Origin of the sequence: Sinorhizobium psoraleae (assembly GCF_013283645.1) — a bacterium.
In the GTDB taxonomy this organism is placed as follows: domain Bacteria; phylum Pseudomonadota; class Alphaproteobacteria; order Rhizobiales; family Rhizobiaceae; genus Sinorhizobium; species Sinorhizobium psoraleae.
On sequence record NZ_JABEKV010000004.1, the window covers coordinates 589,549 to 610,267 of the forward strand.

Genomic DNA, 20,719 nt, shown 5'->3' on the forward strand with positions numbered 1-20,719 from the left:
GGGCATCGGCGATGCTGACTGCGCGGAGGCTTAAGGCTCTTGGCGGCAAATGAGATGAACGGCCCCGAGCGGGCTTCGAGGAGGAGACGATGACACAATCCGGGAAAATCCGCGTCGGCATCGGCGGCTGGACCTTCGAGCCCTGGGAAGGCACCTTCTATCCTTCCGACCTTCCGAAGAAGCGGCAGCTGGAATTCGCCGGCAAGGAGCTGCGCACGATCGAGATCAACGGCACCTATTACAGTTCGCAGAAGCCGGAGACTTTTGCCCGTTGGGCGGCCGACGTTCCGGATGATTTTATCTTTTCGCTGAAGGCCAGCCGTTTCGTGACGAATCGCAAGGTCCTCGCCGAAGCCGGTGAATCGATGGAGAGATTCCTGACCCAGGGACTGACGGAATTGGGCGATCACCTCGGCCCCATTCTTTGGCAGTTCGCGCCAACCAAGAAATTCGAGCCGGATGATTTTGAAGGCTTTCTGAAGCTCCTCCCGGAAAAGCAGGACGGCCTGAGACTTCGTCATGTGGTCGAGGTCCGCAACCCTTCCTTTCAGGCACCCGATTTCATCGAGCTGCTGAACAAATACAAGGTGGCGGTCGTGCTCGCCGAACATGCGGACTATCCGATGATCGCCGACGTCACCGCAGACTTCGTCTATGCAAGGCTGCAGAAAGGCAGCGATGAGGTAAAGACCTGCTATCCGCCCGAGGGGCTGGATCTATGGGCTGAGCGGCTGAAGACCTTTGCGGCGGGCGGTGAGCCGGAAGGGCTCGAAAAGAGCGCGCCGGACCGCAAGGCAGAGAAGACGCCCCGCGACGTTTTTGCCTTTTTCATCACCTCGGGCAAGGTCAACGCGCCGAACGGCGCCAGAGAACTGCAGACGCGCGTGGGGTAAAGCAATTCCAGGATAAAGTGTGCAACGGTTTTCCGTCCGGAATTGTGTAGTTTCAAGGGGGCGGCGCCGAAGGGATGAGCAGCGTTGGTTGATTCGTTGCGGCCGTGATTGCTGCCACAACGATCATTCCTCTAATAGGCGGCTCGGCGTTGCAGGGCGACACCAGATGTTGTGCCGGCTCCCCAAACGGAATGGAGCCGCCGCCTTCAAAGTCGTTGCGAGACCGAATCAGACGGGACGCGTCACATCCACGCCGCTTTTGCAATCGCGGGTAGCGCTACGGTATGTCCCTCATCTGCTTTTTCATCCTTGAAAATTTTGATTTTCCGCCTGCCGCTACGGCATTGTCGCAGGCAACCAGCGGAAGTCCCTGATTTTCAACGGCTTGATCGATGTCCCCGTTTTCCACAGTCGATCCACACAACATATAGCGCTCAAACTTCCGTCACAAACCACCCCTTGACGCCCTGAGCCGATTCACGGTTAATGGATTTCACGTTGCGACGGCGGCGAACCGGGAAGTTAAGCGGCCGGTTCATCCCCCCAAATCGTCGGTTCTGGCATGCGACCCGCGGGCGTGACCCCGTGTGATCGCGGCAGGGAATTTTTGCGCGATTTTCGGGCCGCCGGGACAATATTCAGGCTGGCATAAATGACTTGTTAATACTATATTTAGTGTTTGCAGCCAGCATCATCACAAGATACAGGGTGACCCAGGGCATGGGTTTCCTTCAAAGACGGAAGCTGGAGCTGGCTGCGGACACCTCGCGGCCAGGCGGGTTAATTGCGCCTTGGCGCATGGCAACAAAGGACACGGGACAATGCAGATCGAACGTCGTTTCACGAAGGCCGGGCAATCCGCCTATGCCGAGATCGATTTCCGCAAGGCGACGAGTGAGATCAAGAACCCGGATGGGTCGATCGTCTTCCGTCTTGAGAACATCGACGTTCCCGCGCAGTTCTCCCAGGTCGCCGCCGACATCCTGGCGCAGAAGTACTTCCGCAAGGCGGGCGTGCCGGTCAAGCTGAAGCGGGTCGAGGAAAACGACGTGCCTTCCTTCCTGTGGCGCTCGATGCCCGACACGGATGCGCTGAAGGCGCTGCCGAAGGATGAGCAGTACGGCTCCGAAACCGATGCGCGCCAGGTTTTCGATCGCCTGGCCGGCACCTGGACCTATTGGGGCTGGAAGGGCGGCTATTTCGACACGGAAGAGGACGCAGCCGCTTTCCGCGACGAGCTTGCCTATATGCTCGCCACCCAGCGTGTCGCACCGAACTCGCCGCAATGGTTCAACACCGGCCTGCACTGGGCCTATGGCATCGACGGCCCCGGTCAGGGCCACTTCTATGTTGATCCCTTCACCGGCAAGCTGACGAAGTCGAAATCCGCTTACGAGCATCCGCAGCCGCATGCCTGCTTCATCCAGTCCGTTGCCGACGACCTCGTCAACGAGGGCGGCATCATGGATCTCTGGGTGCGTGAGGCGCGCCTCTTCAAATACGGCTCCGGCACCGGCTCCAACTTCTCGCATCTGCGCGGTGAAGGTGAAAGGCTTTCGGGCGGCGGCAAGTCCTCCGGCCTCATGAGCTTCCTGAAGATCGGCGATCGTGCGGCTGGCGCCATCAAGTCGGGCGGTACGACGCGGCGCGCCGCCAAGATGGTCGTCGTCGACATCGACCATCCGGATATCGAGGAATATATCAACTGGAAGGTCAAGGAAGAGCAGAAGGTCGCTGCTCTCGTCACCGGCTCCAAGATCGTCGCTAAGCATCTGAAGGCGATCATGAAGGCTTGCGTCAACTGCGACGGCAGCGACGACGCCTGCTTCGATCCTAAGCAGAACCCCGCGCTGAAGCGCGAGATCCGCGCCGCCAAGCAGGCGCTGGTTCCGGAAAACTACGTCAAGCGCGTCATCCAGTTCGCGCGTCAGGGCTACAAGGACATCGAGTTCAAGACCTATGACACGGACTGGGATTCGGAGGCCTATCTGACCGTCTCCGGCCAGAACTCGAACAACTCCGTCTCGATCAAGGACGACTTCCTGCGCGCCGTCGAGGCCGATGGCGAATGGAATCTCACCGCCCGCAAGGACGGCCGCGTGCTGAAGACGCTGAAGGCCCGTGACCTCTGGGAATCGATCTCCTACGCCGCCTGGGCGTCGGCCGATCCGGGCCTGCACTTCAATACGACGATGAACGACTGGCACACCTGCGCGGCCGCCGGCCCGATCCGCGCCTCGAACCCGTGCTCGGAATACATGTTCCTTGACGACACGGCCTGCAACCTCGCCTCGCTGAACCTGATGCAGTTCAAGGACGCCGCCACCAAGCGGATCAACATCGGCGATTACGAACATGCCGTCCGCCTCTGGACGATCGTGCTCGAAGTCTCGGTGATGATGGCGCAGTTCCCGTCCCGCGAGATCGCCGAACTCTCCTACGAATACCGCACGCTCGGCCTCGGCTACGCCAATATCGGCGGTCTCCTGATGTCATCAGGCATTCCCTATGACTCGGCTGAAGGCCGCGCCATCGCCGGCGCGCTGACCGCGATCATGACCGGCATCGCCTATGCCACTTCGGCCGAGATCTCCGCCAAGCTCGGCCCCTTCCCGGGCTTTGCGCCGAACCGCGACAACATGCTGCGCGTCATGCGCAATCACCGCCGCGCGGCCCATGGCGAGACCAAGGGTTATGAGAGCCTGTCGGTCAATCCGGTCGCGCTCGTCCACAGTGATTGCCCTGACCAGGAACTGATCGCACACGCCAAGAGCGCCTGGGACAAGGCCGTCGAGCTCGGCGAGAAGCACGGCTACCGCAATGCCCAGGCAACCGTGATCGCGCCGACCGGTACGATCGGCCTCGTCATGGATTGTGACACCACCGGCATCGAGCCCGATTTCGCCTTGGTCAAGTTCAAGAAGCTCGCCGGCGGCGGCTACTTCAAGATCATCAACCGCGCCGTGCCGGAAGCGCTGCGCACGCTCGGCTACTCGGAAAGCCAGATCGCCGAGATCGAGGCTTATGCCGTCGGTCATGGCAACCTCAACCAGGCGCCGGCAATCAACCCGACGACGCTCAAGGCCAAGGGCTTCACCGATGAAAAAATCGAGGCCGTCAACGCTGCGCTGAAGGCCGCCTTCGACATCAAGTTCGTCTTCAACCAGTGGACGCTCGGCGCCGATTTCCTCAAGGGCACGCTGAAGGTCACCGATGAGCAGCTTGCCTCGATCGACTTCAACCTGCTCGAGCACCTGGGTTTCTCCAGGAAGGATATCGAAGCCGCCAATATCCATGTCTGCGGCGCGATGACACTGGAAGGCGCGCCGTTCCTCAAGGCCGAGCACCTGCCGGTGTTCGATTGCGCCAACCCGTGCGGCAAGATCGGCAAGCGCTATCTTTCGGTCGAAAGCCATATCCGCATGATGGCGGCTGCCCAGCCCTTTATCTCGGGTGCGATCTCCAAGACGATCAACATGCCGAACGAAGCGACCGTCGAGGATTGCAAGAACGCGTACATGCTCTCCTGGAAGCTCGCGCTGAAGGCGAACGCGCTTTATCGCGACGGTTCCAAGCTGTCGCAGCCGCTGAACGCCTCGCTGATCGAGGACGACGAGGAAGAGGAAGCGATCGAAGAACTGATGCAGGCGCCGGCCGCTGCCCAGGCAGTCGCCGTCACCGAGAAAATCGTCGAGCGCGTCATCGAGAAGGTCATCCGCGCCCGTGAAAAACTGCCGAACCGCCGCCAGGGCTATACTCAGAAGGCGATCGTCGGTGGCCACAAGGTCTATCTGCGCACCGGCGAATTCGGCGACGGCCGCCTGGGCGAGATCTTCATCGACATGCATAAGGAAGGTGCCGCCTTCCGCGCGATGATGAACAACTTCGCGATCGCCATCTCGCTCGGCCTGCAGTATGGCGTACCGCTCGAAGAATATGTGGAGGCCTTCACCTTCACCAAGTTCGAGCCGGCCGGCATGGTTCAGGGCAATGACGCGATCAAGAACGCCACGTCGATCCTCGACTACGTGTTCCGCGAACTCGCCGTCTCCTATCTCGGCCGCCACGACCTCGCCCACGTCGACACGTCCGACTTCAGCAACACCGCACTCGGCCGTGGCATTCAGGAAGGCAAGACCAACCTCGTCTCGACCGGCTGGACCCGCGGCTACAAGCCGACCATCGTCGGCGGCACGGCCGATCGCCAGCTCTCCGAGCCGAAGGGTGCCTCGACCGCTGCACCGGCTCGCGCCTCCGGCGGCGCCACGGTCACCTCGATCGCCGGCAACGCCGCCCGCAAGCTGGAACCGGCGGTAGCGGCCGCTACATCGGAAGTCCTGGCCTTCAAGCGCGACTATGAAGAGCGCGCCGCCGAACTCGCCGAGGAGATCGCTGAAGAAGTCGTACAGGAGGTAACCGCCCTCTTCTCCGACAAGGCAGCCGCCGAAGCCGCTTCCGCCAAGTCCGACGCGAAAAAGGTCGAAGCCGAACGCCGCGCCCGCTCGATCATGCAAGGTTACACCGGAAACATGTGCTCCGAATGCCAGAACTTCACGATGGTCCGTAACGGCACCTGCGAGAAGTGCGACACATGCGGTGCAACGAGCGGGTGCAGCTGAGGCGAGTAGCGCCTCTGTCGCGTCCATCGAATAGCTGCCCACGGGCACGTTTGGTTGGACGAACCCAAACAATCGCTCCCTAGAGCACTCCGGGCAGGAAACTGCCCGGAAAGTTCTTGAGGAACAAATCGGCAACTGTTCCCGTCGCCCACGACGGCGAGTGTCATGAAGGAGAGCGAGATTATCGCGGCGGATTAGCTGGCGAGACCTGAAATACAAAAGCCGAACCCCTGCCAGGATTCGGCTTTTGATCCACGAACAAGCACTGAAGCCCTCGTGGGGCGAAGAAGAGAAGCTCTCCACCTTGTAGCAAGGTCATTATATGGAGAGTCGGATCTAAAAGTCGAGTTGGGCTTCGGAAGTTATCAACGAAAAGGATGAGCGATGTCTCAGACTCCGACGATTGGCTTCTCAGCCTTCCTGAAAATCATCAACTCCAACCCGAAGCCTCAGAAGCGCATCGTTCGTGAACGTCATGTTCCGAGCGAGGGCGGCTATGATTATCACAAGAGCCTGAGGCAACGTATTCGTCAAATCGCGTTTGATGGGATCTCACCGACGGCGTCGCTGGCCTCCACCATACAAATCAAAAAAACTTCCGAACGCGAGTCGGCGAGGCGCGGTCTGCTGCGCTTCTTCCAATGGCGTGACGCTAATCCTGGACCCCTTAGTGCATGTGATGGGTTGATCTACCCAAGCCCCAAAGGCTTGTTCAAGGTCAGCTTTACTCCGGACTTTTTACTGGAAATCAATGGCCGTCGCACTGCAGTACATGTCTGGAACACGAAACATCCGCTCACTGCGACACTCGTACTCGCTGCTCTGTCCACTGTCGCGTTGCGCTACCCGATTGAAACTCGCCCCGATGATTTCGCTGTTTTGTCCCTGCAAGGCGGTTCTATCTATCGTTGGTCAAATGCCGACAAGGCTACTGCTGCCTTGGGCGAAAAGTTGCTTGAGCTTATTGACAGGCAATGCGAACTCGCTCGTTTCGAGCTCGGCCTTCCGGCCAGCACAGGAACCGAGCCACCGAGACCTCGTCCGTAGCCGACGATGATGTAATAACGGAAGGTCACTTACCTCAAGAGGTGATCTTGAGGTGAGTGACTGACCGGAACTTCCGTTTCGGTTTGGTCTCTCGTTCTAGCTCGGTAAGGCAATCTGCGTGACGTTTCGTGTGCTCTCCAGTTGCTCGGCCGCCCGCAACTTTCGGCATCTCCCAGCCAGCGTATGCTTGCTCAACAGATATTCGGCGTTCACCGGGCGCTACGGTGGAAGGCGCAATACGGTCGCAGTGGACACTCGGTCACACTGTTCTGCTCAAACCTAGCCGTGACGGCGACTATTGCCGGGCATTTAACTGGCTCTGTTCCCCTCACCTTCTACACGCTATTCCTTCCTTTCCGGCCATCTAGGCTGCAAGGCGTAGCTGCACAAGAGGGAAGTCATGGTGTCCAGAGAAGAGCTGTACGAGCTCGTATGGTCGAAGCCGATGTTGCGAGTTGCCGAAGACTTCAACGTCTCTAGCAGCTACATGGCACGCGTCTGTACCGCATTGAATGTGCCGAGGCCAGCACAGGGATACTGGGCAAAGCAAGCGGTTGGTAAAGCTCCGGCTAAGGAATCGCTTCCGGAGGCCCGCCCCGGTGATATCCTCTCATGGTGGCCTGGCGGAGAGTTACCGCGTGTCCACAAGCCACGTTATGAATCAGTCCTTTTGGCACCGGTCAAGAGAGTCCGAATAGCGAAGGACGCGGTCCATCCCCTTCTTCGGGGAGCCAGACAGCATTTCGAGGCCGGGCGCCCAGTGAAAGACGGTGAATACCTCAAGCCTTACAAGAAGCTTATTTTAGACGTCCTCTCGTCCAACGACTGTCTGGACAAGGCGCTAGGCTTCGCCAATGACTTGTACAATGGTCTCGCGCTACGTCAACGGGGGCTACATTCGAGAGGCCGATTACATTCCGCCGCGAAGAAGTTGGCAACAAGATTACACGTGGACTTCCACTCAGGACCGTTGCTCCGGTCGCTTAAAGCTTGTGGCCTACTGCCCCCACAGCAAAGTCGCGTGGATGCAAGAATGGAAGGAAGTTGCCAACGCGTCGCTGGAGAAGTCGCTTTCGAAAATCATCGCAGACATAGAGCACGCGGCTATCGCTCTTGTTTCAAAACTGGAAGAGGCGGATAGGCAGGCTGAAATCGAGCGGCAGAAGCGAGCGGCCGAGTGGGATCAATATCTTCGTCGCGAGAATGCCAAGAAAATCGAACAGTCCGTTAAGGAAAGCCGCGACGACCTTTCCCAAATAATCCAGCGCTGGGCGCAGGCGGTAGCCGTCGAACAATTTTTCAAGGGTGTTGAAGAAAGAGCCACCTCCCTCACGGGAGAACGCCAGGAATATGCGCTTGAGCGTGTCCGCAAGGCTCGCGAATTCTTGGGAAGTTCCGATCCTCTCGACTTTTTCTTAGAATGGAAATCCCCCGTCGAGCGCTATGAGCCGAGATATCCGCGAAGTGGCGACGGAGAAACCAAAGATTAACGTGTCATGACGATGGCCGCCGCTGGGTGTAACAACAATGGCCGATGGTCCTGAGAGAGGTAGGCATCACCGGACGTAGCGGATGGAGGCAGGCGACATCTGACCGTTCCTCGTCCCTCGTGCAGGCCGGATATCGCTAGCAGCCGTGTCCGGCAGGCAACTGCGTAACAACTGCAATCGGACGAGCTTCATCTTCCATTCCAAGAGGCACCCGACAGGCTACGAGAAGCATAGGTGTAGATCCAAAACTATCCAATCGCCTTGAAGGGAGGGAGTCTGGTCAAACAGCGCCAGCTCCGGATTATGCCTGCCAAATGGACTGTGTGCGGTGTTATTTATGCAATGCTATCGTTCAATGAAACCAATTGACTCGGTAGATTTCTAGATTAAGTTGTCTGCAGGGCAATAAATATAATTCGACTTTACGGAAGCCGCCGAGTTCAACTCGGCGCGGCATGCGTCGCATTACGGAATTCGTCATCATTGCTACTGAATTTGTTCCACAAGCATCTCGATGCTTGGGCTCGGATGGCTGTGCTCTTGAACGTGAGGGGCGTTCTGGTAATGCATCTAACAGAGTTGAAAGTGACATCTGTAGCGCGTCTGTTTGGGATTTTCGCGATCTCGCTTTCAGGCCTGACCGGTTGCAGTCCTTCGGACCGCGACTTCGCGCTAAACGGCGCGGGCACCGATCTGATGAGTCCGAAGACGGTTGCCGCGACAGACGGAATAGACGCCTACTTTGGAGAAATCTGCAGGCAGGCCGATCTCCCGGTAAACGGGCCCCGGCCGCTTAGGTGCCAGACATCAGGATTTGACGAATATGCTTGGCATTCCGTTGCCAAAGCAGGCTTGAACGACATCGACCATCGATGCGATTTGTACCTGGCCTGGCTAGAGAATAAACGAAACGAGAGGCCCTTTGTCGAGTCAACGCTGACATCCATTGGTGCAACGACTGCTGGTGTCCTGGGCATCGCCGCCCCTGGCAGTGACGCGCTCTCATACGTGGCTCTGGCGCTCGGCTTTGCCTCCCAGACTTACAGTGCTTTTTACACGCGTGCGCTCCTTGGTATCGAACCCTCGACGATTAAGTTAACTGTCGAGGGCAGAAGGCTCGCTTTCCGAGAGACTTTCCTGAACGCCCGATACCGAGAAAAGGCCGACGTCGTCTTCGTGCTTCGATCTTACTTGAAGCTTTGCACTCCTCAGACTATTACGATGGACGTGAACACATTCGCTCGCGCAGCGGTGACCGGTGAAACGCCTCCCCAGTTCACAAACCTTGCGCTCGAACGGCAAACGCTCGGAACTATTCGACCCGTAAGCGGCCCGGCCATCATAGAGCGACGACCCGCGCCCGTACCGTCGAAGCATGTCAGCGACGCATTTACGGGTCCCAACTACAATGACGCCCATTTAACGTCGTTGCGCCAAAAGCTTTGTGTTCGCCCCCCCGATCCCGACAACAGCAAAACGATGACGGCCATAAAGATGTGGGAGGACGCTGCCCACGGCGCCAATCCCGATAGCCAATACAAGAATGGTCGTGTGGACGATCGCGAATGGAATGGCGTTGGTCAACAGCGTGGGCTGCGAAACCTTGAGACCTGCGCCCCAAGGTTCCAGGACATCGGAGAGCGCTTTGTTTTGGAATCCCCCGGCAGAGAAGCTGCCCTTATCAAATCACTCAAGCATGTGCAGCTCCTGACGGAGGGGCAGTCCGTTGCCGAACCGCAGGTACGCCGTGCGATAGCGACGGCGCGGCAGAAATGCACATTACCTGCAGCGGTCGGTAAGCAAGAGAGTGATGTGACGATTGATCTCTACAATAAGGTACTTGAGTGGGCATCTAAGCCGGAGGGCTCGTCCTGTGTCTAAAATAAAGATCATTGGACTGAATGATGCTATAGCGGTCGAGTTTCATAGGAGTTCGTCGGCCACATCACCTTTGGTCGAGCAATGTCCCCGAATACCTGTCGATGAATTGGTGGAAACGACTGGCAACACGGCTGATGCGTGGGCTGAAATTCGTTACCAGATCAATGCATTCGCCGCGCCGTTGATTGGCTGGATTGAGGCAAGGTTTCTTGGCGACGCTGTGGCAGATCCAACACAAGCTCTGCCAGTCGACGAAATGGAATTTGTGGCGGAATGCGTACGGTTCGAAGCGTCCTCGCAGGAAGACCGGACGATCGGTGCTGACTATCTTCTCGCGTGGGCGTGGCTGGAGACAGGCCTCTCGGATTTCGCTCCTCACCTTCACGACGTAGACGCCATTGGACCCTATCAAATTTCGGCACGAGAGTGGGCGGAATATCTGGCGGCGAACGTTATTCCAGATCCCGATCCTGACGGAAGGCTATCTGGATACGCACAAATCGATTGCGCTGCGTGGATAGGCAAGCGCGATGTCGAGGACTTCATCAAGGAAATCGCGACTGAGCACTATGTGCCGAGTCTGCTGAATGTCTTTCATTGCCGACTAATCGGTGTGAAGGCCGCCGTTCAAGTCCAGAAGATACAGTCCGCCAAAACGGCGAATCCAACGATGGACGCGGTTCTTTCACCGCTTTATGACGCCCAGGCGCTTACAAACCTTTTAGCCGACCGCAAGAGATATCTCGGCAAGAACCCCGTTGGCGACTTCTCTGCCGTAGACGCCTTCGTGAATGTAACGTCTGCAGCGCTCACCGATGCCATGAAGAAGGCTTTCAGCCTTCTCAAGAAGCATGTGCCAGATTTCATTCCCGCAATCGATGACAAGAAAGTGTCCGCGGGTTGGATGGCAGCTGCGGAAAGAGAGCTAAAAACGTGGACTGACGGAAACCTGATTGAATCCAAAGACGAGGGTCGTGAACGCGTGAAAGAATACTTCACAGCCGCGAGCAACCCTCATTCCCCCGATGAAGCCTGGTGCGGCGCGTTCGCCGCATGGTGCCTCAAGCAAGCTGGCGAGGCAGCGACGTTAACGATCGTCGATGACCCTGAATGGGCGGCGAACTGGAAGAACTGGGGGGACCTCGAACTTCGGCAAAGGGACTGGTCTGGCATTCCATTCGGCGCTGTTGTGGTAATGGCACCCGCCGAGAACACAGACAGCAGTGGACACGTTGCTTTCTTTCGACAGACTGTTCCGTCCGGAAAGATCGAGCTGTTGGGTGGTAATCAATCAGACCGCGTCAAGACGATGGTGGTAGAGCGGAACAAGGTGGTGTCGATCCGATGGCTTAGTGCACTGGATGTTGCTCCAGACAGTACCGACACCGCCCCAATTGAGGGAGCGGATTTCAGAGCCTCGCTTCGGGATCGGATTATTCTTGCACGTACGCTCTATGGTGAAGCCCGGGGAGAAGACCCTCAGGGAAAACGCGCGGTTGCTGCGGTTGTGATCAATAGAGCGAAGAGCAAGCGGTGGGAAGGAAGATCTATCGAAGCGATATGCCTTCAGCGGCTTCAGTTTTCCTGCTGGAATGCCAACGACCCCAACAGAAATATCATCAAGAACAAGCAGCCCGGTAAGGGCGATGGCATTTTCGATCAGTGCTATGCGATCGCCGAGCAGGCAGTATTGGGCCAACTCCTGGACGAGACCGATGGAGCTACCCACTTTCATGCGGATACGATTCGACGATTTCCCTCATGGGCGGATCCTCAGAAGAGGACGGCCCATATCGGGCACCACATCTTTTACCGGGATGTCTAATGACCGCTCGTCAACCCCTTTTCGACTGGTCAGCACTCGGCCCCCCTGCCGCACTTCCCTGACCGCTTGAAGCAAACGGGCAGTGAGGCGATTGAGATCATTCTACGCGCCACAAAGCGGTTAAGCATGCTGCGTCACTGGACGGCGATAAAGCCGCACTCAACAACGGTTTTGGATTTTCCAAGCCGGATGTCGTGAGAGGGTCATAAGGCTCTAAAAGAAGGAATTCCCGCTGCTCATCTAAACCACGAGGGAGGGTGTCATGAGCAAGGCGTCATACGGATTCAAGTGGCTTGTTTGGGGTCTGGTCGTAACCATTTTGGCGCTGGGCCTGTTACGAATGCTCTGGATTACAAAAGAGGATACCGAGCACAGTGCCGTTGACGTCCAGAAAGCATCAATATGGGCGTTGTGTCTTCCTTCCATCGTGATCGATGCCGACTCCACCATCCGGTTAGCGGGATTGGCTGACGAAGTCAAAAAGGATCAAGTGTTAGGCAATCCCAAAGCGCCGAGAATCGAATACGTCGCAACCAACGACGTAATCGTGGACCCGATAGATCCCGAGCTCAATGCCGCACTGAGCACAACAGGCACGGTCACGCTCCCAAAAGACGCCGAGATCAGGATTCGGAAGGGAGAGTTCTGGTTGACTGGTAACGTTGAGGCACAACTCAGCGAAGGTGGAAAACTCGTCCTTCAAGAGCCAGAACGACTGCGATTGGGGCCGACAGAGGATCAGAGCTATCTCGTGAAGCTCAACGAGGTTGTAGTCCTGCCGCAAGCACAGGCTGGAACGAACCAAAGAATGCTTCCCGCAGGTACCAGGGGATATCTAAATCTGGCAGCAAATAGAGGGATCGAAGTCACAACGCTGGAAACAACTTCCGGCAAACCCCTCCTCTTTAATGCTCCTGCCAAGCTAATCCCGATTCGAGCCTTCGGCGAAAAGGGACCATCAGCAGTTTCTATCGTGGCAGAGAACGCCAACTTGAATGTCAATAGTCTGGCGGCGTGCGCGATCTCAGAGGGAAAACCCTTTCAAGCTAGCATTACCGATGTTTCAGCAGGAAAAGCCGGTGCGTCTAATCTGACGGTAAGCTTGCCAAGCAGCGTTCTGCCCGAGTGGGGTTGGCCGGCTCCAATCCAAATCGCCATCGCGAGTTCAGACGGAAAATTCATCGCACACGGGGGACTTCGGGCTTACCCCCGCCTCTGGGGAGCTATTATCGCGAGCTTGCTGACCGCCGCTTTGTTCGGATCAATCCTGAAAACCAGATACATGACGACAGTCCCCGATGCGAAAGATGGAACGGATTGGGGAAGGTGGTTCGCAGGGCTATTCATTAGCGATGGAGACAACGATCCGAGCCTGTCCCTCTTCCAGGTGTTCTTCTGGACAGTTATCACTGTATGGGGATTGTTCTACACATATGCGGTCACAGGCAGTCTTTTACAAATGACACCGCAGATGCTGACCCTTCTCGGGATCGCGGGCACAGGATCGGTTCTGGCAAGGTGGATTAGCCTGTCCAGGGGGGAATCGACGTCGCAGCCGGTCAGCTCCGCTGGGGCAAGTCTGTCGAACAGCCAGGATGAGCCCTTCCGCTTTTGGGATATCCTCAACACCAGAGGACAGTTCGACCTGATGAAACTGCAGCTCTTGGTATTCACGCTGCTCTTGGGTGTCTATGTGATCTGCCGGATCGCGGAATCAGCAGCGTTCCCAGTCCTCGACACCAACACGCTACTGCTCCTCGGCGTCAGCCAAGGCGTTTACATCGGTGGCAAGCTTGGCGGGACTACGCCGTTGGCAAGGGCACAGGCGGTGCAGATTGAGCTCAACATTAACAGTGAGGTGACAACAAACCTCCCCGTCGAAATTCAAAACGACGAAAAGTCGCGAGACTCTTTAAAGGCCGACGAGGAGCGGTTGGAGAAAGAGAAAAGCGATCTCGATGCGAGTGGTGGCGATCCGGGTCGGGTTTCAAAGAAAAAGGCCGAAATCGAGCAGATTAAGACGTCTATTGCTCGTTTAGAAGCGATGATCAAAGACAAGAAGACGAGGCTTGACGCGGCATCGAAAAAAGAGATCGAACTGAAAAAGGAACTGGACAAGATTGTGAAGGAAGATCTTCAGCTCAAGACTGGATGACGTGTCGTTACCTGCTCGCGTGGAGGTTACTCGGTTTGAGCTTAGTCTTTTCTCTGGATGACGTGCGCGTGGCGAAATGATGCTACGTAGGCACCTGCGACGGTCGTAGGGGCATGCTTGTCAAGAGAAACGCATGAAAAATGTGACTACTCGACGTTCAACTAGGTCAGCCAACTGGCGCGATGCGGTCTCAATTATATTCGTACTGCTGCATATTTATGTTACACTTCCGATGACAAAGGAAAAGTTTCACTCAAGTTGAATGGATGCGCGATGTCTGATCTCCCAAGAACGTCAAACGATCCCTACGATGAAAAAAATAGATATACTCGATGGGCGAGACTGACCGGAGCATTCATGATTGTCTCCACTCCCTTCATATCCCTCATGAATCCTGTATCTGCGGGATACTTCTTCCTTGTAGGCGTATTTTCCTTTATCGCTGCCACGATCGATTGGACAGATATAAAGAAGCTGGTCCTTTCCCCTGGCTCATTCATCTTAGAAAAATATGAAAAGAAATTGGAACAAAAGGTTGAAGATGCAAAGAGTATTCTGGAGGAAATTCGTAAGGTCGAGGAACGCATTTCATTCGTCCTGACAGAGCAGATGGTGAATCGCGGCGGGCAAAGACATCAGGGTGATTTCGGTGAGGAAGCCGAGTTCGCCATTTACCGAGCATTCCAAGCGATTACTCCAGAGACCAAGTCGCCTCGTTTGATCGCCAATATGAAGGAACTGCATAGAGATCTTGGATTTCAACTCTGCAATGGAATTTTTGGGTTAAAGTGGTTAAATAAATCGGCGGCGAAAGACTGGCTTCTCTCGACGAGCTACCAATCGCTCCCAGACCGGTATAAAATACAAGAGCTTGCCGAATTGGACCAAGTTGATTTGGTTAGAGTCAAAGACATACTCGAAGCATACATTGCCTTTATGGAGAATGATAAAGTTCCATCAGGCGAGTTACTAAATAAACTCTACGAGTACAAGAATTATAGCGCATAACACCTGCATGCGTGTGCTCCCTGACGATGGGCTATCGTCGACACGTTGCGGCGCGTACCAGCGCCTGTGCCACAACCTGCGCCTTGAGCTATCCGATCAGCACCGGCCCTATAAGAGCCACGCAGCCTACCAGCTGCAGTAAGAACATCGCAGCCAGCAAGTATGCTATTCCGGTCAAAGTTCCGCGAAATATTCTTTTCTCACCTAGCCACTCTCCACAATATTTACACTTTAGCGCGGCATCAGGGATGTCTTCGGATGCGCAATATCTACATACCTTCATGACTAAAATCTCCGTCACTTTCAAGTTTGGCCCAATAGTATCCGATAGTCCTATGCATTACCCGCATCCACAACTGCGGGATGATAGGTAGCCAAATCATTACGAGATACCCGCTGGGAAGCACAGGTGAGCACAAACCTGGCAGAGGCCCAGCAAGTTGTCTCCTGAAACCGACATGATGCTCGCTATGAAGCGGAAGATTTAAAAGTAACCAGTTCGAAAATGGATGATAACTGTCCCAAGAGTGACTGGGCCCAATGGGTTCCCACCTGCCGCCCTTTTGACGACGCGACAACCCGTAGTGTTGGATATAATTTGCAAGCGCCAAAAATACATTTGATGAAGCAGCAATTCCAACCAGAAAACCCGCGCCATTTACGCCTACCAGAAAGAGAGCGATTACCCAGCCAAGCAACATGCAACAAAGCAGTAATAAAAATCCAGGTGCCGCCAGCCCCCAGCTCCTCTTCCGGCCGTGGGATCTCTTAACCTTCGCAAGTTCATAGCTGTCAAGAACGCATCTAGTTACATATTCCGGAAAATACTGAAAAAAACTTACTCCATATCCGGCAGTTGCGGGATCAACCGCCTTTCCGATATTCTTGTGGTGACCGCTGTAGTGCTCGATAACAAAAAGGGGGCAGCCGCACACCGTCATAAGTATTATCCCAACCAATCGGTCAAACAGCCTCTGGCTGTGAACCAGTTCATGCCCAGTCGCCACCGACAGCGAGCCAATCAAAGATGAGCATAGGAGCAATTTTGCGTCAAAAATGACGCCATTGCTTAGATATATAAAATACATCGACAATAAAATGCAAACTAGCAGCACAAATGCGCTTGATATGGCTATGAAAGCATGAGTATTTCGTTCTACATGAACGTCGGAGCCAAATAGTAACCACGAACGTCGCCCTCCCGCGACGTGATCAAAAATCGCGCCAAACACCAGAATAAGTACCGCAGCACGGCCGAATTGACCATCACCAAGGAATAGGTTCGAAACTGCAAGAATAGCTAGAAGATGCCCGGTAAAATACGGTAGGCATTTTATCGCAGTTGACATTTCAGGCTACTTCCATCGGCTGATTGTATTGCTGAACCAGCTAAAATATACACTTGTATATAACCAAACTTCCCGGTATCATGCTGATTTGTACTTTTGAACTTTCGCAGGCATCATTGGAGCACAACGAATTCCGACAGGTGGCGGCTAGCGATGACAAAGAATGCAGCAGAAGAAGAGTATACTACAAACGCTCAGGTTGTCATCGAGGCAGAAGAAAGGCGCATCAAACAAAAGCCCTTGATCGGCCTTGCGCTATCTGGCGGCGGGATCAGATCTGCCTCATTCGCGCTCGGGGTCCTTCAGGCACTCGCTGCGGCCAATGTCCTCAGAAAAGTAGACTATCTTTCCACGGTGTCTGGAGGAGGATACATAGGCTCTTCACTGACTTGGTGGCTGTCGCAAAAGAAGATCAAGACTAACGCGGGCACTGAGATCAGTCCGGGCACGGAACCGCACAATTTTCCATTTAGTATCAATGCCGGGGGGACCCACGCCAAGGATGATCTTCTGATCAGATATTTCAGGTATCACGGTAATTATCTCCTTCCCGGTGGAAGCCTTGGTGCGATGTCATTAGCCGCCATTGTTCTCCGAATTGTGATTGTCTCCCTTATAGTTTACATTTCAATTCTTTCTTTGATATTTCTTGCTCTTTTGTATGTATTCGAAAAGTTCGAGGATCATCTCGGAAATATCCCTATGGCCCTTTTTGCGCCTGCTCGCGACTGGCTTCCCTACTTCCCCTCAGGTCCGATCGCTAGATGGCTTTTATTAATTGGTGTTTGTCTTGCGGTAGTATTTGTAATATGTAGCCTATTGTATTCCGTATTTACTCTACTCTACCAGATTCTTCAGATGATTGAGCATGCACGTAATTCTCTGAAGGCGAACCGGTGGACTGTTGGCTCAAATCCTATACCTGTTTGGTCTTCTCGGCGATATAGGCAACGCACCGACATTCAAGGTTACTTCGGATACGCACTCACAATGATGTTGGCCTCTTTTGTCTTGGCGTTTATACCGACTGAGGGGGAGATCGCCGGGAAATATTCTGTCCCAGCAATTGCTGCGACGGTATTGATCGGAACATTCATTACTTTTTGGCGGGGCCGGACAGAACCCGCCGAGACATTAGAGAGTACCACTGGTGTTCGACAGCTGATAGGATGCTGTATGTTGCTAAACGCTTTATTGTTAAGTTCATATACCATCGCATTTAGTATTTATAATATAAGCGACGATTATCCGGCCTGGTTCTTCGCGTCTTTCGGCGCACTTGCGTCGATTGCTTTTTTTCTCGGATTGTTCGTGAATGTCAACTATCTCGGCATTCATCGAATGTATCGAGATCGCCTGATGGAGCTGTTCATGCCATCGCTCGACAGCGTCCAGAAAAATTCATGGAACTACGCTTTAGAGGCCGACACGACGCCAATTGAAAATATGTGTCTGGGGGAGAATGCGAGACCATACCATATCATCAATACAAATGTTGTATTGGTTGATTCTAAGAAAACAAAATACAAAGGCCGCGGCGGGGATAGCTTTATCCTTTCGCCTCTGTATTGCGGTAGCGAGGCGACTGGTTGGGTCGCATCCAAGGTCTACATGAAAATGAACGATCCCGGTATGACGCTGGCCACGGCAATGGCCATTTCGGGCGCAGCCGCCAACCCCAACACGGGGGTGGCGGGCGCTGGCTTCACCCGCAACAGGATTGTTTCAACTCTCATGTCTCTGCTGAATCTCCGACTCGGGCACTGGGCTCCGCATCCCGATCTCGGACGCAGATGGCCCGTGCCGCCTAATTTCATCCTTCCCGGCATTACCTCGGGCGTGCTTGCTGGGAGACTTGCTGAGACCAGCAAGGTTGTCGACCTGACGGACGGCGGCCATTTTGACAACCTTGGTGTATACGAGCTTATTAGACGGAAGCTGCAAGTCATTATTGTATCTGACGCTACCTGTGACCCTGAGAACCTCTGCTATGACCTGGCGGTTATGTTGGAGCGCGTCCGGGTCGATTTCGGAGCTCGTATAGAATTCCCCGAAGAGGAGTACGGGTTAGCGAGTTTGCGGCCGAGCGCACAACTTGGTGCAGCGGGCTTGGCCTTGGCCAAAAACGGATTTGCAGTTGGAAGAATTCGCTATGGCGACGGTTCAGCGGGGATCCTTCTTTACCTTAAGACGACCCTGACCGCAGACCTGTCGCATGAGATCTTCGGTTATCGGAGTGCACACCCAGCTTTTCCGGACGAACCCACTTCCGACCAGTTCTTTCATGAGGCTCAATTTGAAGCGTATCGAGAACTTGGCTATAGCCTTGCCGCAAAGCTCATTGAAGCAAACGAAGCTCGGGAAGCCATTGCGAAGGCAAATGGTTGAACTGGACGGCAATTCGTGCAAACGCCCGGACGTAGGTGCGCACTAAGCCATATCCAGCATGGGATAGAAAAGGATCATTCGCTTACTCTTTCCGTGCGGAGTCGAAACAAAAAAGGACGATCTGCGGGCGAAGGCCGAACGATCCGTCGACGCATTGTGGAACACCGTCGGCGAAATCGTCAGACTCGAGCCCCAGGAATGTGCAAACTGCTTCGCCGCAGCAGGATATGACCCCGATTAAAGCGGACGTGCTCTAGGTCGCCGGGCGGCTTTTCCCCCACAGAAATCAGGGCGTGTTTCGGCCTGGATCAGCGAGATCGTCACCCAGCATGCTGGTTTGAACCTCGGAGGATTGCCGATCGACGACCTTTCTCAAAGGCTAATTCACGCCTGTGCAGGAAACATCGGCTCGATTATCACTCTCATCCGATCCGCTGTGGCTAAGGTCCTGAAAGCAGGACGAGCCGAGATCACGACCGGTGACTTCGCGCAGGCATATCATGATGCGACTGGATGCTCGCCAGCAGCAAACGTCTTGAGCTCGCCACTTGGTCTGAATCACCATGGGGCAGTGCGAAGATTTCCGAGGGTGATCAAAACTGGACACCTCCTGCAAGTGGCAGGAAGTCCCTTAAGCCAGGGGAGCGGCCGAGATGACAACTCTTTCGATCACTGTGCCATTCCACGATGACGAGACAATCGCAAGTTACGCCTCCCGGCTTGCTGCTGCCAACTACGCAAGCGGCGTGCGAGAGTTCTGCGGCCACATGGGGTTGAACCATCAAAAGCTGATCGATGGAGAACCCGAAGAGGTAGCAAGGTTGATGGCACTCGCCGATTACGAGCTGCGGAGCAGCGACAAACGAGTCGTAAAGCGCAATGGACTTTTTCACGAGATCAATGGAGAGGTGCTCGCAAGATCGTCGTTCCTTCGATCGAGGCTTCGCCATTGTCCTCATTGCCTTGCCGAGGATTACGAAAATGGATCAGGCGTCGTCACATCGCGCCCCTATGGCCGCCTCGCCTGGTGTGTGACCTTTATCAGAACCTGCCCCCGCCACAATGTGCTTCTTCAGCTCACCGAACGCTCATCGCTGGAGGGAGGGCACGACATTGCGGCAATGATTGCCGCTTGGCAGCGCGATCCGAACGTTCACCCCCCTGCTGCACGTTGTATCCAGACGGACTTCGAAAGTTACGTCACAGAACGTCTCTGGGGACGTTGGGACAGACGAAGCTGGCTCGACAGCCTCCCCTTATACGTCGCCGGGAAAATGTGCGAAATGGTGGGCGCCACGATCCGCCTTGGCAAAAGGTTCGTATTCGACGACCTCAGTGAAATGGATTGGGTGGATAGCGCTCAAGTCGGGTTTGAAGTCCTTTGCAAAGGAGAAGACGCATTCCGGAGTTTCCTTGAGGGCTTGCACTCTGACTTCTGGGATGGTGAAGGCGACACCGGCGGTCGACACCTGTACGGACGTCTTTATGAGCGCCTCGCCTATGAAAGCGATGATCCCGCTTTTGACTGCGTGCGAGCCATCATGCGTGAAGTGGCACTAAGCTCTATTCCGTTTGGGCCGGGCGACGATATGTTCGGTCCCGTCATTGAACGACGCTTCCATACCATCCAGTCGGCATCGAAGGAATTCAACCTTCATCCTCTCACCCTGAGGAAGTTGCTTCTAAAGGTCGGGGTCATCGGAACCAGCGCAAAGGACTTGACTCCTGATCGCATCCTTGTGCCGAAGGACGTCGTGGCCGATGTCGTAGCCAAATACACGAGCGGAATGAACTGGTCGAAGGCATGGCTGTATCTGAATTCTGGGCGAACACTTTGGAATACTCTCACCCATGGCGGTTACATCCCACGAGCGTTTGCGGACGGCCATGAGACCGGTCTGGGACCGATTTACGCCAAGTCCGACCTTGATGCTTTTCTCGCTCGAATGAAGACGATGGTGAACCAGGAGTTTGTCGCCTGCGCCAAGCTCACATCTTTTTCGAAAACCGTAAGCGCTGTTTTGGTCCCACCTTCCGGATCACGGTTTGATTGACGATGTTGAG

Annotated in this window: 11 protein-coding genes and 1 pseudogene; 11 read left to right on the plus strand and 1 reads right to left on the minus strand. The window is 55.0% G+C overall.

Features of this window, described 5'->3' with window-relative positions; genetic code table 11:
- Positions 1 to 89: 89 nt before the first annotated feature.
- From ILFOPFJJ_RS23815 to ILFOPFJJ_RS23850, 8 genes are all read left to right on the plus strand, one after another.
- Positions 90 to 893 carry a DUF72 domain-containing protein gene (locus ILFOPFJJ_RS23815; RefSeq protein ID WP_173513005.1) on the plus strand — a complete coding sequence of 268 codons (804 nt, stop codon included), beginning with the start codon at positions 90 to 92 and terminating at the stop codon, positions 891 to 893.
- An 821-nt stretch (positions 894 to 1,714) separates the two neighbouring features.
- Positions 1,715 to 5,512, plus strand: coding sequence for a vitamin B12-dependent ribonucleotide reductase (locus tag ILFOPFJJ_RS23820; protein WP_173513006.1), 3,798 nt, complete (start codon positions 1,715 to 1,717; stop codon positions 5,510 to 5,512).
- Positions 5,513 to 5,896: 384 nt separating this feature from the next.
- Positions 5,897 to 6,559 (plus strand): hypothetical protein, encoded by a 663-nt coding sequence (locus ILFOPFJJ_RS23825; protein ID WP_173513007.1) that lies wholly within the window; start codon positions 5,897 to 5,899, stop codon positions 6,557 to 6,559.
- An 866-nt stretch (positions 6,560 to 7,425) separates the two neighbouring features.
- On the plus strand, positions 7,426 to 8,049 hold the full coding sequence (locus ILFOPFJJ_RS23830; protein ID WP_173513008.1) for a hypothetical protein: 624 nt from the start codon (positions 7,426 to 7,428) through the stop codon (positions 8,047 to 8,049).
- A 564-nt stretch (positions 8,050 to 8,613) separates the two neighbouring features.
- On the plus strand, positions 8,614 to 9,930 hold the full coding sequence (locus tag ILFOPFJJ_RS23835; RefSeq protein ID WP_173513009.1) for a hypothetical protein: 1,317 nt from the start codon (positions 8,614 to 8,616) through the stop codon (positions 9,928 to 9,930).
- Complete coding sequence (locus ILFOPFJJ_RS36260) at positions 9,923 to 11,755, plus strand: cell wall hydrolase (RefSeq protein WP_173513010.1); 1,833 nt, start codon at positions 9,923 to 9,925, stop codon at positions 11,753 to 11,755. The genes ILFOPFJJ_RS23835 and ILFOPFJJ_RS36260 overlap by 8 nt, the downstream gene beginning before the upstream one ends.
- A gap of 262 nt (positions 11,756 to 12,017) precedes the next feature.
- Complete coding sequence (locus ILFOPFJJ_RS23845; RefSeq protein WP_173513011.1) at positions 12,018 to 13,910, plus strand: hypothetical protein; 1,893 nt, start codon at positions 12,018 to 12,020, stop codon at positions 13,908 to 13,910.
- Between the two features lie 357 nt (positions 13,911 to 14,267).
- Positions 14,268 to 14,918: a hypothetical protein gene (locus ILFOPFJJ_RS23850; protein WP_173513012.1), complete on the plus strand. Its 651-nt coding sequence runs from the start codon at positions 14,268 to 14,270 to the stop codon at positions 14,916 to 14,918.
- 269 nt (positions 14,919 to 15,187) lie between these two features.
- On the opposite strand, the gene ILFOPFJJ_RS23855 is transcribed toward ILFOPFJJ_RS23850, so the two are convergent.
- Complete coding sequence (locus ILFOPFJJ_RS23855) at positions 15,188 to 16,267, minus strand: fatty acid desaturase (RefSeq protein ID WP_173513013.1); 1,080 nt, start codon at positions 16,265 to 16,267, stop codon at positions 15,188 to 15,190.
- A gap of 153 nt (positions 16,268 to 16,420) precedes the next feature.
- Between ILFOPFJJ_RS23855 and ILFOPFJJ_RS23860 the strand changes: the two genes are divergently transcribed.
- From ILFOPFJJ_RS23860 to ILFOPFJJ_RS23870, 3 genes and pseudogenes are all read left to right on the plus strand, one after another.
- Complete coding sequence (locus ILFOPFJJ_RS23860; protein WP_173513014.1) at positions 16,421 to 18,655, plus strand: patatin-like phospholipase family protein; 2,235 nt, start codon at positions 16,421 to 16,423, stop codon at positions 18,653 to 18,655.
- Between the two features lie 121 nt (positions 18,656 to 18,776).
- Positions 18,777 to 18,896, plus strand: a pseudogene (locus tag ILFOPFJJ_RS23865) (IS630 family transposase); the annotation flags it as partial.
- 412 nt (positions 18,897 to 19,308) lie between these two features.
- Positions 19,309 to 20,709, plus strand: coding sequence for a TniQ family protein (locus tag ILFOPFJJ_RS23870; protein WP_173513015.1), 1,401 nt, complete (start codon positions 19,309 to 19,311; stop codon positions 20,707 to 20,709).
- Positions 20,710 to 20,719: the final 10 nt, after the last annotated feature.